Raw genomic sequence first — 17,129 nt, 5'->3', positions numbered from 1 at the left:
GCTCACCACAGCGGGACCGGAGCCTGCCCCACCCGGTACCAGCCGGGCAGCCGGCCCTTGCCGGAGCGCGCGATCCGCTCGTTCATCCCGTCCGAGAGCGCGTTGGCGGTGATCATCTCCAGGAACAGGTGGGAGACGTTGCCGAAGTCGAAGAAGTCCCGCTGCCAGGACCACTGGAAGTTGCCGCCGTAGCGGAACCAGCTGCCGCCGATGCCGTGCACCTCGTAGGGCGTCCCGTCCTGGCGCGTCCGGTCTGCGGTCTGCTTCCACAGCCCGATCACGTTGCCGGTGCGGTCGTCCACCACCACCTCCTGGTACGGGTACTCCCAGCCCTCCAGGCCGAACATCTCCTGGCCCAGGGCGATCTCCCGGATCTCGTCCCGGCCGACCGCCATGAAGTCGTCCTTGGGGCCGTAGTTCCAGCCGTAGGTGGCGTCCTCGGTGTACATCTCGGCCAGCGGCTTCCAGTCCCGCTTCTCCTCGCAGCGCTTGTTCTCGTCGATCCAGCGCTGCACCATCTCGTCGAGCTCGGCGCGGTCAAACGGGGCCATCGGGGGTCTCCTTCAGGTTGGCGTCGCCGGACTCCTCCAGGCGCAGCGCACGGGTGGGGCAGTAGCGGACGGCCTGCTCGACGTCCTCGCGCAGGCTCTCGGCCGGTTCCGGCTCGAGGATGTGGACCTTCTCGTTCTTGGGCACGGTGAACACGTCGGGCGCCTCGAGCGCGCACATGGCGTGGCCCTGGCAGAGATCGAGGTCGACGGTCACCTTCATCAGCTCACCCGCCTCCGGTACCGCACCCGGCAGGGCTGCTCCAGCTGGACGACCATCTTGGAGTGGTCGTTGCGGTAGGACTCCGCGGGCTGGGCCATCTCGAACTCGTAGTCGCGCAGCAGCCCGGAGAAGATCGCCTTGAGCTGCATCATCGCGAACGCCGCCCCCACGCAGCGGTGCCGTCCGGCCCCGAACGGGATCCAGGTCCACCGGTTGACGATGTCCTCCTGGTTGGGGTCGATGTAGCGCTCCGGGTTGAACAGGTCGGGCTCGGGGAAGTCCTCGGCGATCCGGTTGGAGATGGCCGGGGTGGCCGCGACCAGGTCGTTCTCCGCGATCCGGTAGCCACCGACCTCGAAGTCACCCCGCGCCAGGCGCAGCAGGATGATCAGCGGCGGGTGCAGCCGCAGGGTCTCCTTGAGCACCGACTCCAGCACCGGGATCTGCCGCAGCGCGCGGAAGCTGATGTCGGAGCCGTCGGAGTAGAGCTCGTCCAGCTCGGAGACGACCTTCTTCATCTGGTCGGGGTGGCGCAGCAGCTCGATCAGCGTCCAGGCGGCGGTGCCGGAGGTGGTGTGGTGCCCGGCGAACATCATCGAGATGAAGATGCCGGTGATCTCGTCGGCGGTGAAGCGCTCCGTGCCGTCCTCGTCCTTGATGGACACCAGGACGTCGAGCATGTCCCGGTCCTCCTTGCCGGCGGGCGGGTTGGCGATGCGGCCGACCATGATCTCCTGCACCAGCGCGACCAGCGCCACCCGCGCCTGGTCCCGGCGGCGGAAGCTCTCGATGTCGGCGTAGGGATCGACGAAGGCCAGCGCGTCGGTTCCCTGCTCCAGCTCGTGGTACAGGTGGGCGAAGCGGTCGTCGAGCTGCTCGCGGAACTTCTGCCCGATGAGGCAGGCAGAGGAGGTGTAGATGGTCAGCTCGGCGAAGAAGTCGAGCAGGTCGATCTCCCCGGACTCCCCCCACTGCGCGACCATGCGGTCGACCTCAGCGGCGATGGTGGCGGCGTGGCCGCGCATCTGCTCGCCGCGCAGGGCCTGGTTGTGCAGCATCTCCTTGCGCCGCTCCGGGCTGGCGTCGAACACCACGCCCTCGCCGAAGATCGGCTTCATGAACGGGTAGGCCGCCTGCTGGTCGAGGTCCTCGTCGGAGGAGCGGAAGAAGAACTCGTTGGCCTCGGCGCCGGAGAGCAGCACCACGTTGCGCTCGGCCAGCTGGAAGGTGCCGACGTCGCCGCACTCCTCGCGCACCCGCCGCATCAGGGCGATCGGGTCGGTGCGGAGCTCGTCGAGGTGGCCGTGCTCGGTCTGTCCGCCGGAGACGCGCTGGGGAACGGAGGTGGTCATCGGTTGTCCTTTGCTGGGTCGTCCTGGCGCAGGGGCGCCTCGGGCTGGACCTCGACGAGGACCAGGTGTGCCCCGCGCGGGGTGGAGACCACGGTGGCCACGGCCGCCGCGATGTCGCTGGCGCGCAGGAAGTACGGGTGGCGGGCGAAGCCCCACTTCTCCCAGTCCGCGATCAGCGGGTCGATCACCTCCGACGGTGCGTTCATGCCCATGGCGGTCTGGGTGGGCCCCGGCCGGACGACGGAGGCCCGGACGCCGGTGCCCTCCAGCTCCATCCGCATCTGGTGGGCGAGCGCCTCGACACCGGTCTTGGCCCCGTTGTAGGCCCCCATCCGGGGGCGGGGCTGGTCGGCGCAGTCCGACCCGATCACCACGAAGTCGCCCCGGCGACGCTCGATCATCCCCGGCAGCAGCCGGTGCGCCAGCCGCTGCGTGCCCACCAGGTGCACGTTCACCTGGAGCTCGAAGCGCTCGGGGTCCATCTCGTGCACCAGCGCGAAGTCCTGGTCGCCGGCCCCGGAGAGCACGATCTCGGCCGGGCCGATCGCGGCCTCCGCCGCGGTGGCGAACTCCTGCACCGACTCCGTTGAGGATACGTCGAGGTAGTGCGCGAAGGCCTCTCCGCCGTCGGCCCGGATCTTCTCCGCGAGCACCTGGCACTCGGCCACCCGGCGAGCCCCCAGGGCGACGGGATGGCCCAGCTCGGCCAGCGCGTGCGCCGTGGCCGCGCCGATCCCCGACGACGCACCGGTGATGTAGGCGGGGCGCCTGGGTGGGTTGGGCTGGAACCTAGGCATCAGTCACCTGCTGTTCTGGACACATGTCTGGACAGTAACCCAGTTACTCGGGCCGGGCAACGGTTTCCGCAGCGCCGAACCTCAACGCGCGTGGATGCGCACCGGCATCTCCTTGATGCCGTTGATGAAGTTGGACCGGAGGCGGCGCACGTGGCCGGTGGGCTCCACCCGGTCGATGCGCTCAGCCATCACCTCGAAGAGCACCTTCAGCTCCAGCCGAGCCAGGTGGGTGCCCAGGCAGTAGTGCGCTCCACCGCCGCCGAAGGCGAGGTGCAGGTTGGCGTCGCGGCTGATGTCGAAGCGGAAGGGGTCGGGGAAGACCGACTCGTCCCGGTTGGCGCTGGGGTAGAAGATGACCACCTTGTCGCCGGCTGCCACCGGCTGCTCGCCGATCAGGCAGTCCCGGGTGGCGGTGCGCCGGAAGTCCATCACCGGGCTCACCCAGCGCAGCACCTCCTCCACCGCCGAGCCGACCAGCTCCGGGCGCTCCTGCAGCAGGCGCCACTGCTCGGGGTGGTCGATGAAGGCCTGCATGCCGCCGGCCGTGGCGTTGCGAGTGGTCTCGTTGCCGGCGATCACCAGCAGGACGAAGAACATGTTGAACTCCATCTCGCTGATCACGTCGCCGTGCTCGTCCGGCTGGACCAGCTTGGTGACGATGTCCTCGCGAGGCTCCAGCCGGCGCTGGGCCGCCAGCTCGTTGGCGTAGAGGAAGATCTCCATCGCCGCCATCTCGCCGTCGGCCTCGGTGGTGCCGAACTCCGGGTCGTCGAAGCCGATCATCCGGTTGGACCAGTCGTAGAGCTTGTCCACGTCCTCGGCGGGTGCGCCGAGGAGGGCCGCGATGACCTCCAGCGGCAGCGGCGAGGCGGCACCCCGCACGAAGTCCACGTCACCCTGCTCCAGCAGCCGGTCCACGATGCGCGTGCAGATCTCCCGGATGTGCTCCTCCAGCGTGGCGATCACCCGCGGGGTGAAGCCGCGGGAGACCAGCAGCCTCAGGCGGGTGTGGTCCGGCGGGTCGAGGTTGATCAGCATGGCGGCCTGCTTGGCGCGGGCCTCCTCGTCGAAGTCGTCGATCTGGGTGGTGCCCGCGGCGCAGGAGAACGTGGCGATGTCGCGGGAGACGGCCACCACGTCGGCGTGCCGGGTGACGGCCCAGAAGCCGCTGCCGCCCTCCTCCGGCTGCCAGTACACCGGGCAGCTGGTGCGCAGCTCGGTGAAGAAGTCGTGCGGCACCGCCTCGGCGTAGACGCCAGCGTCCTTCAGGTCCGGCACGGGGGTTCGGTCAGAGACGAAAACAGTCATGGTCAACCTCGGCAGCATGGGGTGTGATCTAGCCAACACCGTTAAACTACACAGATTAGTTTAGAAGGGAAGGCATGCTGACCCTGGACGAGCCGGGAGGCCACCGATGAGCGCACCGCGTGCGCCGCGACGCCGAACACTGAACCGCGACAAGGTGATCGGTGCCGCGGTCGAGGTGATTGACGAGCTGGGCTGGGACCAGCTGTCGATGACCAGCCTCTCCGCCCGCGTCGGCGTGGTGGTCCCGTCGCTGTACAACCACGTGCGCAGCCTGGACGACGTGCGCGGCGCCGTGCAGGTGCGCACCATGGCCGAGCTGGGCGAGCAGCTGCGCGCGGCCGCGCTCGGTCGCACCGGAACCGAGGGCATCACGGCCCTGGCCGACACCCTGCGCACGTTCGCCACCACCCACCCGCAGCGCTACCAGGCGCTGACTGCCGCCCCGGTGGAACGCACCGAGCTGGTGGTGGCGGCGCTGGACGTGAACACGGTGCTGAGCGAGATGCTCCTGTCCTGCGGTGTGCCGCCGGAGGAGTCGCTGCAGGCCGCGGTGTCGCTCTTCGCCGCGCTGCACGGCTTCGCCACCCTGGTCAACAGCGGCTTCCTGGGTGACGAGCTGGACCTGGAGCTGATCTACGACACGGTGCTGCGCGCCGCGCTGAGCGGCATCGCACCCGCGCGCGCCACCGACCGGCGACCCCCACCCGTCGGCTAGGCGCGCACCGTCACCCGCACCGGCAGGGTGGCGAAGCCGCGCACGTTGGAGGAGTGCACCCGGCGAGCGCTGGCCTCGTCCACCTCGAAGCTCTCCACCCGGCGCACCAGCTCGGTGAGCGCGATGTTGGCCTCCAGCCGGGCCATGTGCGCACCCAGGCAGAAGTGGGTGCCGCCGCCGAAGCTGACCAGGTTGTTGTCGTGGTCACGGCCGATGCGGAAGGTGTCGGCGTCGGCGAAGACGGTGGAGTCCCGGTTGGCCGAGCCCACCAGCAGCAGCACCTGGGCGCCGGCGGGCACCGTCTGTCCGTAGTACGTGAGGTCGACCTTGGCGGTACGCGCCAGCATCTGGCTGGAGGTGTCGTAGCGCAGCGTCTCCTCCGTCCACTCCGGAACCCGGGCGGGGTCGGCGAACGGCTTGGCCAGCTCGTCGGGGTTGCGGAAGCCCCAGCTGAGCGCGTTGCCCAACAGCTTGGTGGTGGTCTCGTTGCCGGCCACCACCATGAGGAACATGAAGCCGATGATCTCGTCGTCGGTGAGCCGGTCACCGTCCAGCTCGGCGTCCAGCAGGGCCGAGGTGAGGTCGTCGGTGCGCTTGGTGCGTCGCTCGGCCAGCATGTCCGCGTAGTAGCCGACCAGGTGCAGGGACGCCTCCATCGCCGGCACCGGGACGTCCTGCACGCCCTCCTCGCGATGCATCACCAGGTCGGCCAGGCGACGCAGCTCGGCCCGGTCAGCCTCGGGCACGCCCATCAGCTCGGAGATGACGTCCATCGGGAGCTTGCCGGCCACCTCCTCGATGAAGTCGAACTCCCCCTGGGCCAGCGCAGGCTCGAGGTGCTGGCGGGTGAGCTCGAGGATGCGCCCGGACAGCTCCTGCACCCGCCGCGGGGTGAAGCCCTTGGAGACCAGCCGACGCATCCGCTGGTGGCGGGGGTCGTCCAGGGCGAGGAAGGACATGGTCTTGTGCGCGTGCGGGCCGTAGGCGGCCGGGTCGAGCGAGACACCGTTGGCGCTGGAGAGCCGCTCGGCGTCGCGGAAGCCCGCCATCACGTCGACGTGCCGCGACAGCGCCCAGAAGTCGAGGTCGGGGTTGTAGTACAGCGGCGCCTCGTCGCGCAGCCGCTCGTAGGTGGGGTAGGGGTCCTCGTGGATCGCGTAGTCGTACGGGCTGAAGGCCAGCGGCGGTCTGGTGGTCGTGGTGCTCGCGGTCTCGGTCATCGTCACTCCCCTGTCGGGCCGGCCCGGGTGCCGACGCCTGCGGTGTTGGGCACGACCAGGGCGGCCGCAGCCTCGAGCCGGTCGGCCACGGTGGTGTAGGACCCGTAGCCCATCCCCGCGCGCACCAGGGCGCCGGAGTAGAGCATCTCCAGCGTCTCCAGCTCGGCCGGCGTGTGGTCGGGACCGAGCGCATCGGCCAGCTGGCGGCGGATGGTCAGGCCGATGCGGGCGCGCAGGTGCTCCACGTCCGGGTCACCACCCAGCAGCGCCGCCGTCACCGCCCCGGCCAGCTCGGGCTCGTCGGCCACCAGCAGCGCGATCTTGCGCAGCACCGCCGCCACCCGGCCGGTGCGGTCGTCGGTGGCGGGCTCCGGGTCCGGCGCGGCCGCCAGGGTGCGCCAGAACATCTCCGCCACCAGGTGCTCCTTGGAGGAGAAGTACGTGTACGCCGTGGCCGGGGCCACCCCGGCGCGGGAGGCGACCAGGCGCACGGTGAGCCCGCTGAAGCCGACCTCGCGCAGCACGTCGAGGGCGGCCTTGGTGAGCCGGTCGACGGTGTCGGCCTGCTTCTCGGTGAGGCGCCTGCGGGTCGACTCGTTGTTCACACTACTAGACACGTGTCCAGACACTACTACAGCGCATGCGCCTGCGCACCATTGCGCGGCTCTCACCCGTGGACTACGGTCCAGACACATGTCCAGAAACCACGGCGGTGCGCGATGACCACGACCACGACCCCGCTCCGGCCGGGCCCCACGGAGAGCTCCTTCCTCCTCGTCGACGGCAAGCTCGTGCCCGGCGCGGGCGGGGTGTTCGACATCCTCAACCCTGCCACCGAGGAGGTCATCGGCCAGGCCGCCGACGCCACCGCCCAGGACATGGACGCCGCGATCGCCGCCGCCCGCCGGGCCTTCGACGAGACCGACTGGTCCCGGGACGTGCAGCTGCGGGTGCGCTGCCTGCGCCAGCTGCAGCAGGCGCTGCTGAACCACCTGGAGGAGCTGCGGGAGATCACCATCGCCGAGGTGGGCGCACCCCGCTTCCTCACCTCCGGCCCCCAGCTGGAGCTGCCCATCCAGTACCTCGGCTACTACGCCGACCTGGCGGAGTCCTACGCCTGGCGGCAGGAGCTCGGGGTGGCTGAGCCGATGGGGGTGCGCACCAACCGCTACGTGCTCAAGGAGCCGGTGGGCGTGGTCGGTGCCATCACCCCGTGGAACTTCCCGCACCAGATCAACTTCGCCAAGCTGGCCCCCGCGCTGGCCGCGGGAAACACGGTGGTCCTCAAGCCCGCCCCGGACACCCCGTGGTGCGCCGCCCTGGTCGGCCGCATCATCGCCGAGGAGACCGACATCCCCGCCGGGGTGGTCAACGTGGTCACCTCCACCGACCACTCCGTGGGTGCGCAGCTGGCCACCGACCCGCGGGTGGACCTGGTGTCGTTCACCGGTTCCACCGCCACCGGCACCGCGGTGATGACCGCGGCGGCCCAGACGCTGAAGAAGGTCTTCCTGGAGCTGGGCGGCAAGTCCGCGTTCATCGTGCTCGACGACGCCGACCTGGCGGGCGCCTGCACCATGGCGGCGTTCACCGTGTGCACCCACGCGGGCCAGGGCTGCGCCCTCACCACCCGCCTGCTGGTCCCCCGGGAGCGCTACGACGAGGCGGTCAAGGCCACCGCCGACACCATGGCGGGACTGCGTGCCGGCGACCCGGACAGCAGCCGCACCATCTGTGGTCCGCTGATCTCCGCCCGTCAGCGCGACCGCGTGGAGGGCTACCTGCGCCTGGCCACCGAGGAGGGCGGCACCATCGCCGCCGGCGGTGGGCGACCGGCCGACAAGGAGCACGGCTTCTTCATCGAGCCCACCCTCGTCGCCGGGCTGGACAACACCGCCCGCACCGCCCGTGAGGAGATCTTCGGCCCGGTGCTGGTGATCCTGCCGCACGACGGCGACGAGGACGCCGTGCGCATCGCCAACGACTCCCCCTACGGCCTCTCCGGCGAGGTCTACGGCACCGACCCCGACCGGCTCGCCGCGGTCGTCGCCGGTGTGCGCACCGGAACCCTGGGGGTCAACGGCGGGGTCTGGTACGGCATCGACGCGCCCTTCGGCGGCTACAAGGCCTCCGGCATCGGCCGCGAGATGGGCGTGGCGGGCTTCGAGGAGTACCTGGAGACCAAGCTCGTCGCCGAGCCGGCCTCCTGATGCGCCCGCGCGCAGCCACGCACACCCCCGACCACCGCCCCACCCAGTGCACCAAGGAGATCCACGGATGAACCGCTTCGAGGGAAAGACCGCCATCGTGACCGGCGCCGCGCAGGGAATCGGGGAGGCCTACGCCCGCGCGCTCGCCGCCGAGGGCGCCTCCGTGGTGGTGGCCGACCTCAACCGCGAGCTGGGCGAGGCGGTGGCCAAGCAGATCACCAGCGACGGTGGCACGGCGGTGTTCCAGGAGGTCGACGTGGCTGACGAGGCCTCCGCCAAGGCGCTGGCCGAGGCGGCGGTGCAGGCCTACGGCGGCATCGACTACCTGGTGAACAACGCCGCCATCTACGGCGGCATGCAGCTGGACTTCCTGATCACCGTGCCGTGGGACTACTACAAGAAGTTCATGAGCGTGAACTTCGACGGCGCGCTGAACGTGACCCGGGCGGTGTACCCGCACATGGCTGAGCGCGGGGGTGGCGCCATCGTCAACCAGTCCTCCACCGCAGCGTGGTTGTACTCCGGCTTCTACGGCCTGGCCAAGGTGGGCGTGAACGGGATGACCCAGCAGCTGGCCACCGAGATCGGCCCGGCCAACGTGCGCATCAACGCCATCGCCCCGGGTCCCATCGACACCGAGGCCACCCGCACCGTCACCCCGGGCACCATCGTCAAGGACATGGTGAAGGCGCTGCCGCTCAAGCGCATCGGCACCCCGCAGGACCTGGTGGGCATGTGCCTGTTCCTGCTCTCCGACGAGGCCGGCTGGGTCACCGGGCAGATCTTCAACGTCGACGGTGGCCAGGTCATCCGGTCATGACTGCGGCACAGCGCCCGGTGGGCTACATCGGCCTGGGCAACATCGGTGCGCCGATGGCCAAGCGCCTGCTGGCGTGGCCCGGCGGGCTGGTCGTCTTCGACACCCGCACCGAGGCGGTCGAGCCGTTCGTGCAGGCCGGCGCCACCGCCGCCGCCAGCCCCAGTGAGGTGGCCCAGGCCGCCGACCTGGTCTGCGTCACGGTGGTCAACGACGAGCAGGTGCGCCAGGTGCTCACCGGCCCGGACGGGATCCTGGCCGGCGCAGCCCCGGGCACGGTGGTGGCGGTGCACTCCACCATCAGCGACGCCACCGCGGTCGAGCTGGCCGCGGTGTGCGCCGAGGCCGGGGTGGACCTGGTGGACGCCCCGGTCAGCGGCGGCGCGGCCGGCGCGGCCACCGGCGCCCTCGCGGTGATGGTGGGCGGCAGCGAGCGGGCCTTCGCGGCCGTGCGCGAGCCCTTCGGCCTGATCGGTGAGCTGGTGCTGCACGCCGGGGAGGTGGGCGCAGGAACCCGGATGAAGCTGGCGCGCAACCTGTTGCACTTCGTGGCCTTCACGGCCGTCACCGAGGCCGCCCAGCTGGCGGAGGCGGCGGGGCTCAACCTCGTCGACCTCGGCAAGGTGGTGCGCCACTCCGACGCCCTCACCGGCGGCGCCGGGGCGATCATGCACCGCGACACCGCGGCACCGGTGGCCGACAGCGACGGCTGGCACGCCATCCTCAGCCACGTGCGCAACCTGGGCGAGAAGGACCTGTCCCTCGCGCTGGACCTGGGCGAGCGCACCAAGGTGGACCTGCCCCTGGCCCGGCTGGCGCTGGCCCGGCTCGGCCCCGGACTCGGGGTAGGCCAGGGCAGCACCGCCCGAGAAGCAGCAGCAGACCAGGAGCAGCAGTGAGCGGAGAAGCAGCAGTGGACGCACCAGGCACAGAGACCAGCGCCGAGCGGCGGGCCCGCGGGCTCGAGATGATGGAGCAGGTCTACGGCTTCACCATGCAGGACGGCCCCGGCGCGCACTTCGCCGCCACCGCCGACCACCTATTCGCCGACATCTGGTCGCGGCCGGGGCTGAGCATCCGGGACCGCCGCCTGCTGCTGCTCGGAGCACTGACCGCACAGGGCCAGATCGACGTCGCGGAGATCCAGGTGGGTGCGGCACTGCACAATGAGGAGCTAGACGAGACGCAGCTCCGCGAGATCGCGCTCTTCCTGTGCCACTACGTCGGTTGGGCGCAGGGGACCAAGCTGGACGCGATGGTGGGGCGCGTGGCCGCCAACCGAAAGTAGGACCGCTGACCGTGAGCACCCAGACCCTGCCCATCGAGCTGGTGGACCTGGCCGAGCAGACCCCGGGCTTCATGCCGATCGACGAGGGCACCGCCCTGCACGAGGCGGCCCTGGCCTACCTGGGCGACGGGGTGGGGGTGGAGATCGGCACCTACTGCGGCCGTTCCACCGTCTACCTCGGCGCCGCGGCCAAGGCGGTGGGCGCCACCGTGGTGACGGTGGACCACCACCGTGGCTCGGAGGAACACCAGCCTGGCTGGGAGTACCACGACCCGACGTTCATCGACGCCCACACCGGCCGGTTCGACACCTCCACGCGGCTGCGCCACACCCTGGCCGACGCCGGGCTGGAGGAGCACGTGGTCACGGTGGTGGCCGCGTCCACCCAGGTGTCGGCGTTCTGGCGCACCCCGCTATCGCTGCTGTTCATCGACGGCGGGCACAGCAGCGAGGCAGCGCAGGCCGACTTCTCCGGCTGGGCGCCGTGGGTGGCGGTGGGTGGCGCGCTGGTGATCCACGACGTCTTCCCCGACCCCGCCGACGGCGGCCGTCCCCCGTACGAGATCTACCAGCGCGCGCTGGCCACCGGTGACTTCAAGGAGGTCTCCGTGCTGGGCTCGCTGCGGGTGCTCGAGCGCACCAGCGGTCAGACCGGGGAGCCGCTGGCGTAGCAGTGGTCGCCGCAGCTGTCCGGCCCGAGCTCGGCGGCCGGCAGCGCGGCGTCGCGGAACAGCCCGGCCCCAGGAGTGGCGCCGGAGAGCGCGTCGGCGGCCAGGATGACCGCAGCGCTGGTCCAGGAGCTCTTCTCCTCGGGCCAGCGCTTGCCGTCGGCGTAGACCAGCCCGGTCCAGTAGGAGCCGTCCGGGTCGCGCAGGTGCTGCATGTTGGTGAACAGCTCCAGCGCCTGCCCCCGCCGGCCCATGGCGTCCAGCGCCAGCACCAGCTCGCAGGTCTCCGCGCCGGTCACCCACGGCTTGTGGTCCACGCAGCGGATGCCCAGGCCGGCCACCACGAAGTCGTCCCAGCGCTCGGCGATCAGCTCGGCGGCCTGCTCACCGCGCACCGCTCCGCCCAGCACCGGGTAGTACCAGTCCATGGAGAACTCGGGCTTGGGCGTGAACGCCTCCGGGTGGCGGCGCAGGGCATGGCCCAGGTGGTACAGCGCCACCTCCCACTCCGGCTGCGGGTCGTCCAGCTCCTCGGCCAGCAGCACCGCGCAGCGCAGGCTCTGGTGGATGCTGGCGGAGCCGGTGAGCAGCGCCTCGGTGAGCATCCCGCCCGGGCCCCGGGCCCAGTAGATCTCCCCGCCCGGGGCCTGCAGCTGCAGCACCAGGTCGATCGCTGCCCGCACCGCCGGCCACAGCCGGGCCGTGCGAGCGGCGTCGCCGCGCACCAGGTGCTGGTGCCAGGCCGCCACCGCGAGGTAGGCGCAGAAGTTGCTGTCGGTGCCGGCGTTCTCCACCGTGGTGCCGCGCACCTGTATCGGCCAGGAGCCGTCGGCGCGCTGGGTGCGCAGCGACCACTCCAGGGCCGCGTCGGCCTCCTCGTCCAGGCCCAGCGTGGTCAGCGCCATGGCCGACTCCAGGTGGTCCCACGGATCGGTCTGCCCGCCAGGGAACCACGGGATGGCACCGGAGGGCTCCTGCATGGCCGCGATCGCCCGTCCGGTCTGCACCGCCTGCTCGGCGGTGAGCACTCCGGGCACCGCGGGCGCCGGGTGCCGGTCCGACCGGGGCGTCGGCTGTCGACGCCGCAGGTCAGACGGCCGCAACGGGGGCCTTCGGCTTGCTGAGGTAGAACACCACGCTCTTGCCGATCACCGGGTTGAGCAGCTTCTCCGCGGTCCGGGTCAGCCACGGGCCCTTCATCAGGTCCCAGACCAGCATCTGGTGGTAGGCCTTGGGCAGCGGGTGCTCCTGCTTGTCCACCCCGACGGCACACTTGAGCCACCAGTACGGCGAGTGCAGCGCGTGGGCGTGGTGGACGTGCTCCACCGTCAGGTTGGCCGCCTCCAGCTTGGCGGCGAGCTCGTCGGCGCGGTAGATGCGGACGTGGCCGCCCTCCACCTCGTGGTAGGCGTCCGAGAGCGCCCAGCAGATCTTCTCCGGGAAGTACCGCGGGACGGTCACCGCGGCCACGCCGCCGGGCTTGAGGATGCGGGTGAGCTCGGCGATGGCCCGCTCGTCCTCGGGGACGTGCTCGAGCACCTCGGAGATCAGCACCACGTCGAAGGACTCGTCCTCGTAGGGCAGGGCGAGGGCGTCACCCACCTCGGTGCTAGCCGTGGCCCCCTCGGGGACCTCGCCCTCCAGCTCCATGGCCCCGAACATGTCCGCGACCGCGGCCATGTCCGACTCGCTCTGGTCGAAGGCGATGACGTCGGCGCCGCGGCGGTACAGCTCGAAGGAGTGCCGTCCGGCTCCGGCCCCGATGTCGATGACCTTGTCTCCCGGCTTGACGCCCAGACGATCGAAGTCGACGGTCAGCATGCTGTGCGTGGCTCCTTCTGCTCCCCAGTGCCGTTCTCCTGGTGGAACCGGTCGATGGTGGTGGCGTAGAACTGCGCGGTGCGGGCCGCCACGGCGGCCCAGCTGTAGCGCTCCAGGACGCGGGCGCGTCCCGCGGTGCCCATCCGCTCCCGCAGCGCGGCGTCGTCGAGCAAGGTGGCCAGCGCGCCGGCCAGCGCCTCGGAGTCGCCGGGCTCCACGAGCAGGGCCGCGTCACCGTGCTCGCCGACGACCTCGGGCAGCGCCCCGGTGCGGGTGGCTACCAGCGGGGTGCCGCAGGACATCGCCTCCACGGCGGGCAGCGAGAAGCCCTCGTACAGCGAGGGCACGGCGGCGACCTCGGCCGAGGCCATCAGCCGGCCCAGCTCGTCGTCGTCCACCCCGGACACCGTCTGCACGATGTCGGCGATGCCCAGCTGCTCGATCAGCCGCGCGGAGCGACCCGCCGGATCCAGCTTGGACACCAGCACCAGCTCCACGGTGCGCTCGGTGCGGAGCTTCGCCACGGCCTCCAGCAGGTTGGCCACGCCCTTCAGCGGCATGTCCGCGCTGGCGATGCAGGCGATGCGCCCGGGCACCCGGGGCGTGCTCGGCGGGGCGAAGATCTCGGTGTCCACGCCCAGCGGGATGGTCTGCAGCCGACCGTCCGGCACGTCGAAGGCGGTGCGGATGTCCTGCTCGGAGGACTTGGAGACGGTGAGCAGCGCGGGGATCCGCCGGGCCACCCGGCCCTGCATGCGCAGGAACCCGTACCAGCGGCGCAGGCTGAGCTTGCGGCGGCCGCGCGCGGCAGCGAGGTCGACGTCGCGGTCGCGGGTGATGGGGTGGTGGATGGTGGCCACCAGCGGCAGCCCGGCCTTGACCAGGCGGAGCAGGCCGTAGCCGAGGCTCTGGTTGTCGTGCACCACGTCGAACTCCGCGGCCCGCTTCCCCAGCAGCCGCGCGGCCCGCAGGCTGAACGTGAGCGGCTCCGGGAACCCGGCAGTCCACATGGTGGCGACCTCGAGCACGTCGATGCCGTCACGGATCTCCCGCAGGTGCGGCGTGCGGAACGGGTCGGGGTCGCGGTAGAGGTCCAGGCTGGGGACCTTGGTCAGCGCCACGCCCGGGTCCAGCTCGGGGTAGGGCTGGCCGGAGAACACCTCGACGGTGTGGCCCAGCGAGACGAGCTCACGGCTGAGGTGGCGCACGTACACGCCCTGTCCCCCGCAGTGCGGCTTGCTTCGGTAGGACAGGAGTGCGATCCGCACTGCTCACCTCAATCCATCGGGTCGGTGTGATCGGCTCCACTTTAGAACACGTTCACCCTGGGTCCGGGCATCGCCCTGGGCCAGTCAGCCGCGCGGCGCTGCCCGCCGACCCGCGGCGGGTGGGAGCGCGAGTCCGGACTAGACCCAGTCGTCGTGCCGCGGCCAGGTGAGGAAGGCCTCCAGGTCGGTCCGCTCGGGCGCGGGGCCGGTGTCCCCGAGGTCCACCGAGGTGTACGCGCCCCGGTAGAACAGCAGCGGACGCTCGTGCCCCAACTGGCCCAGCGTCTGCACCCGGCCCACCACGATGTCGTGGTCTCCGCCAGAGTGCACGTCCTCGATCACGCAGTCCACCCAGGTCAGCACGCCGTCGAGCACCGGAGAACCGCCCGGCGACGGGAACCAGGTCAGCCCGGCGAACTTGTCCTCGGCGCGGGAGCCGAACACCGAGCTGACGTCGCGCTGGTGGTCGGCGAGGACGTTCACGCAGAACCGGCCGGAGCTGCGGATGGCCGCCCAGGCCCGGGACAGCCTGCCCGGGCAGAAGGTCACCAGCGGCGGGTCCAGCGACAGCGCGGCGAAGGACTGGCAGGCGAAGCCCACCGGCACCCCGTCGGCGACCGCGGTGACCACGGTGACGCCGGTGGCGAACTGGCCGAGGACGGTGCGGAAGCGGGTGGAGTCGAAGGCAGCGTCGGTCAGGCTCACTGCTGGCCCCGGACGCTGAAGTCGTGTCCCCACAGCGACACCGCGGTGCTCTCCCTGGCGATCCAGCCCTCGTCCTCCACCTGCAGGCCCTCGCAGCCGAACTCGACGTCGAAGCCGCCCGGGGTCTTCATGTAGAAGGAGAGCATCTGGTCGTTGACGTGCCGGCCCAGCGTCGCCGACATCGGCACCTTGCGGCGCAGCGCGCGGTCCAGGGTGAGTCCGACGTCGTCGGAGTGCTCCACCTCGATCATCAGGTGCACGATGCCGCTGGGGGTGGGCATGGGCAGGAAGGCCAGGCTGTGGTGGCGCGGGTTGCAGCCGAAGAAGCGCAGCCACGCCGGCTCGCCGTCCGGCGCCCGGCCGACGAACTCCGGAGCCAGCCGCATGGAGTCGCGCAGCCGGAACCCGAGCACGTCGCGGTAGAAGGTCAGCGCGGCGGCGTCGTCGTCGGTGGACAGCACCACGTGGCCCAGGCCCTGCTCGCCGGTGACGAAGCGGTGCCCGTAGGGGCTGACCACCCGGCGGTGCTCCAGGGCCGCGCCGTGAAACGCCTCCAGGGTGTTGCCCGAGGGGTCGGCGAAGCTGATCAGCCCGACCACCCGACGGTCGGCCAGCTGCTCGGCGGTGCCCTCCTTGAACGGGACCCCGGCGGCGTCCAGGCGGGCGCGGACGTCGTCCAGCTCGGCAGCGTTGGCGGTCTCCCAGCCGGAGAGCTGCAGCCGGTCGTGCTCGCCGGGGACGATGACCAGCCGGGCCGGGAAGTCGTCCATCCGCAGGTACAGCGCCGCCGGATCGGCACCCTTGCCCTCCACCATGCCGAGGACCTTGAGGCCGTACTCCCGCCACGCGGCCATGTCGGTGGTCTCGATGCGCATGTACGCCAGCGAACGGATCCCCATCACGTCACTCCCACTCCGAAGTCGGTCGAACGGTCGGCGAGCGCGGACGGGCCGGCTCGGTCCTGCGTGGCCCCTGTCTAGACCATCGAGTCGGTGATCGGCAGCCCGAACTCGCCGCTGCCGTACATCACGTAGGCGCGCTCGGGCTCGTTGGCGGCGTGCACCCGGCCGGCGTGGGCGTCGCGCCAGAAGCGCTGGATGGGTGTGCCGTTCTGCAGGGCGCTGGCGCCGGAGTTCTCGAACAGCCGGTCCACCGCCCCGATGGCGCGGCCGGTGGCGCGCACCTGGTCCCGGCGGGCCCGCAGGCGCAACGACATCGGCACCTCCTCGCCGGCAGCGAGCAGCGCGTGCTCGGCGGCCACGTTGCCCGCGAGCTGCAGCCAGGCGGCGTCGATGTCGCTGGCGGCCTCGGCGATGCGGACCTTGGCGAACGGGTCGTCCCTGGCCTTCTCCCCCGCGAACGCGGCCCGCACCCGCTTGCCCTGGTGCTCCACGTGTGCGGCGTAGGCACCCGCGGCCATGCCCACGATGGGGGTGCTGATGGTGGTGGGGTGGATGGTGCCCCAGGGCATCTTGTACAGCGCGGCGGTGTTCTCCACCAGGCCCGGGGCGGTGCCGCTGCTCATGTCCATGAAGCTGAGCACGCGGTGGGCCGGGACGAAGACGTCGTTGATGACGATGTCGTTGCTGCCGGTGCCGCGCAGGCCGACGACGTCCCAGACGTCGTTGACGGTGTAGTCCGGCCGGGGCACCAGGAAGGTGCAGAAGTCCACCGGCTTGCCGTCACCGTTGAGCACCGGGCCACCCACCATCACCCAGGTGGCGTGGTCGCAGCCGGAGGACCACGACCACTTGCCGGTGAGCCGGTAGCCGCCCTCGGTGATCACGCCCTTGCCCATGGGGGCGTAGGAGGAGGAGATGCGGGTGTCCGGGTTCTCCCCCCACACGTCCTCCTGCGCCTGCTTGGGGAACAGCGCCAGGTGCCAGCTGTGCACCCCGATGATGGAGGAGACCCAGCCGGTGGAGCCGCACGCGGCGGCGATCTCCTTGACCACCGAGTAGAACGTCACCGGGTCTGCCTCGTGGCCGCCGTAGGTCTTCGGCTGCAGCAGCCGGAAGAAGCCGAGCTCCTGCAGCTCCTTGATGCTCGCGTCGGGGATGCGACGCAGGTCCTCCGCCTCCTGCGCACGCGCCCGAAACGCCGGGAGCAGCGTGCTCACACCGGCCAGGACGTCGTGTCCGACTACTTCGCTCATCCCGTGCTCCCGTGTCTGGCCGGGGTGCCTGGCG

At 71.1% G+C, this 17,129-nt stretch carries 19 protein-coding genes; 6 read left to right on the top strand and 13 right to left on the bottom strand.

Annotation, left to right across the window (positions count from 1 at the left end; translation table 11 throughout):
* Window positions 1-2 precede the first annotated feature (2 nt).
* The 5 genes from ELX43_RS01870 to ELX43_RS01850 all read right to left on the bottom strand — a co-directional run bounded on the left by ELX43_RS01870 (window position 3) and on the right by ELX43_RS01850 (window position 4,228).
* The gene (locus ELX43_RS01870) at window positions 3-551 is read right to left on the bottom strand and encodes a nuclear transport factor 2 family protein (protein WP_127781891.1); all 549 of its coding nucleotides are present in this window, start codon (window positions 549-551) and stop codon (window positions 3-5) included.
* Window positions 538-771 carry a ferredoxin gene (locus tag ELX43_RS01865; protein ID WP_127781890.1) on the bottom strand — a complete coding sequence of 78 codons (234 nt, stop codon included), beginning with the start codon at window positions 769-771 and terminating at the stop codon, window positions 538-540. Before ELX43_RS01865 ends, ELX43_RS01870 begins: the two co-directional genes overlap by 14 nt.
* Entirely contained in the window at window positions 771-2,123 is a 1,353-nt protein-coding gene (locus ELX43_RS01860) for a cytochrome P450 (RefSeq protein WP_127781889.1), read from the bottom strand. Before ELX43_RS01860 ends, ELX43_RS01865 begins: the two co-directional genes overlap by 1 nt.
* A complete protein-coding gene (locus tag ELX43_RS01855) occupies window positions 2,120-2,920 on the bottom strand; it encodes an SDR family oxidoreductase (RefSeq protein WP_127781888.1) in 801 nt (266 codons plus the stop codon). The genes ELX43_RS01860 and ELX43_RS01855 overlap by 4 nt, the downstream gene beginning before the upstream one ends.
* 81 nt (window positions 2,921-3,001) lie before the next feature.
* Window positions 3,002-4,228 (bottom strand): cytochrome P450, encoded by a 1,227-nt coding sequence (locus ELX43_RS01850; protein WP_127781887.1) that lies wholly within the window; start codon window positions 4,226-4,228, stop codon window positions 3,002-3,004.
* Window positions 4,229-4,334: 106 nt separating this feature from the next.
* Here ELX43_RS01850 and ELX43_RS01845 point away from each other — a divergent pair, with 106 nt between their 5' ends.
* Window positions 4,335-4,943: a TetR-like C-terminal domain-containing protein gene (locus tag ELX43_RS01845; RefSeq protein WP_127781886.1), complete on the top strand. Its 609-nt coding sequence runs from the start codon at window positions 4,335-4,337 to the stop codon at window positions 4,941-4,943.
* Here ELX43_RS01845 and ELX43_RS01840 read toward each other — a convergent pair.
* Window positions 4,940-6,163, bottom strand: a complete 1,224-nt coding sequence (locus ELX43_RS01840) for a cytochrome P450 (protein WP_127781885.1) — start codon at window positions 6,161-6,163, stop codon at window positions 4,940-4,942. The genes ELX43_RS01845 and ELX43_RS01840 overlap by 4 nt on opposite strands.
* A gap of 2 nt (window positions 6,164-6,165) precedes the next feature.
* The gene (locus tag ELX43_RS01835; RefSeq protein WP_127784589.1) at window positions 6,166-6,768 is read right to left on the bottom strand and encodes a TetR/AcrR family transcriptional regulator; all 603 of its coding nucleotides are present in this window, start codon (window positions 6,766-6,768) and stop codon (window positions 6,166-6,168) included.
* Window positions 6,769-6,882: 114 nt separating this feature from the next.
* Between ELX43_RS01835 and ELX43_RS01830 the strand changes: the two genes are divergently transcribed.
* The 5 genes from ELX43_RS01830 to ELX43_RS01810 all read left to right on the top strand — a co-directional run bounded on the left by ELX43_RS01830 (window position 6,883) and on the right by ELX43_RS01810 (window position 11,149).
* Window positions 6,883-8,373 carry an aldehyde dehydrogenase gene (locus ELX43_RS01830; RefSeq protein ID WP_127781884.1) on the top strand — a complete coding sequence of 497 codons (1,491 nt, stop codon included), beginning with the start codon at window positions 6,883-6,885 and terminating at the stop codon, window positions 8,371-8,373.
* Window positions 8,374-8,440: 67 nt separating this feature from the next.
* Entirely contained in the window at window positions 8,441-9,193 is a 753-nt protein-coding gene (locus ELX43_RS01825) for an SDR family oxidoreductase (protein ID WP_127781883.1), read from the top strand.
* Window positions 9,190-10,089 (top strand): NAD(P)-dependent oxidoreductase, encoded by a 900-nt coding sequence (locus tag ELX43_RS01820; protein WP_127781882.1) that lies wholly within the window; start codon window positions 9,190-9,192, stop codon window positions 10,087-10,089. The genes ELX43_RS01825 and ELX43_RS01820 overlap by 4 nt, the downstream gene beginning before the upstream one ends.
* 68 nt (window positions 10,090-10,157) lie before the next feature.
* The gene (locus tag ELX43_RS01815; RefSeq protein WP_127784588.1) at window positions 10,158-10,478 is read left to right on the top strand and encodes a carboxymuconolactone decarboxylase family protein; all 321 of its coding nucleotides are present in this window, start codon (window positions 10,158-10,160) and stop codon (window positions 10,476-10,478) included.
* An 11-nt stretch (window positions 10,479-10,489) separates the two neighbouring features.
* On the top strand, window positions 10,490-11,149 hold the full coding sequence (locus ELX43_RS01810; protein ID WP_127781881.1) for a class I SAM-dependent methyltransferase: 660 nt from the start codon (window positions 10,490-10,492) through the stop codon (window positions 11,147-11,149).
* On the opposite strand, the gene ELX43_RS01805 is transcribed toward ELX43_RS01810, so the two are convergent.
* The 6 genes from ELX43_RS01805 to hsaA all read right to left on the bottom strand — a co-directional run bounded on the left by ELX43_RS01805 (window position 11,125) and on the right by hsaA (window position 17,095).
* Window positions 11,125-12,183: a prenyltransferase gene (locus ELX43_RS01805; protein ID WP_241249616.1), complete on the bottom strand. Its 1,059-nt coding sequence runs from the start codon at window positions 12,181-12,183 to the stop codon at window positions 11,125-11,127. The two genes, ELX43_RS01810 and ELX43_RS01805, sit on opposite strands and share 25 nt — an antisense overlap.
* A 52-nt stretch (window positions 12,184-12,235) precedes the next feature.
* Complete coding sequence (locus ELX43_RS01800; protein ID WP_127781880.1) at window positions 12,236-12,967, bottom strand: class I SAM-dependent methyltransferase; 732 nt, start codon at window positions 12,965-12,967, stop codon at window positions 12,236-12,238.
* Window positions 12,961-14,235, bottom strand: coding sequence for a glycosyltransferase family 4 protein (locus ELX43_RS01795; protein WP_127781879.1), 1,275 nt, complete (start codon window positions 14,233-14,235; stop codon window positions 12,961-12,963). Before ELX43_RS01795 ends, ELX43_RS01800 begins: the two co-directional genes overlap by 7 nt.
* Window positions 14,236-14,373: 138 nt before the next feature.
* The gene (hsaB, locus tag ELX43_RS01790; RefSeq protein WP_206518171.1) at window positions 14,374-14,934 is read right to left on the bottom strand and encodes a 3-hydroxy-9,10-secoandrosta-1,3,5(10)-triene-9,17-dione monooxygenase reductase subunit; all 561 of its coding nucleotides are present in this window, start codon (window positions 14,932-14,934) and stop codon (window positions 14,374-14,376) included.
* 2 nt (window positions 14,935-14,936) lie between these two features.
* Window positions 14,937-15,839 (bottom strand): iron-dependent extradiol dioxygenase HsaC, encoded by a 903-nt coding sequence (gene hsaC / locus ELX43_RS01785; protein ID WP_127781877.1) that lies wholly within the window; start codon window positions 15,837-15,839, stop codon window positions 14,937-14,939.
* A 77-nt stretch (window positions 15,840-15,916) separates the two neighbouring features.
* On the bottom strand, window positions 15,917-17,095 hold the full coding sequence (hsaA, locus tag ELX43_RS01780; protein ID WP_127781876.1) for a 3-hydroxy-9,10-secoandrosta-1,3,5(10)-triene-9,17-dione monooxygenase oxygenase subunit: 1,179 nt from the start codon (window positions 17,093-17,095) through the stop codon (window positions 15,917-15,919).
* Window positions 17,096-17,129: the final 34 nt, after the last annotated feature.

Source organism: Rhodococcus sp. X156 (assembly GCF_004006015.1).
GTDB lineage: Bacteria > Actinomycetota > Actinomycetes > Mycobacteriales > Mycobacteriaceae > X156.
The sequence above is the reverse complement of the archived record's forward strand: the minus strand, read 5'-3'. Positions and strand labels throughout refer to the sequence as shown.